Source organism: Vallitalea sediminicola (genome assembly GCF_054408565.1).
The window spans coordinates 1-213 of sequence record NZ_BTPT01000338.1; the positions used below are offsets into that span (position 1 = coordinate 1).

A 213-nucleotide genomic window follows, 5' to 3' on the forward strand; every position below is an offset into this window, starting at 1 on the left:
ATCATGAATATGAAATTAGTATTTCCTTGTCTTATAGTTGCTATAATTATTCTTATAAGGCCTTTTATGGTTATTTCGAAACCCTTATTATCAGTAAATAACCTTTGTTGAATTTCTTCTACATATTTTTCTCCCATATAATTGATAGTCTTATATATGAGTTCATCTTTGCTGTTAAAATATTCATATACGGTACTTTTACCAATATTAGCC

General features: G+C 26.3%; 1 protein-coding gene. It reads right to left on the reverse strand.

From position 1 onward, the window contains the following. The coding region (locus tag ACX6CF_RS26975; RefSeq protein ID WP_458788460.1) for a TetR/AcrR family transcriptional regulator at nucleotides 1-213 on the reverse strand (213 nt) is incomplete at both ends.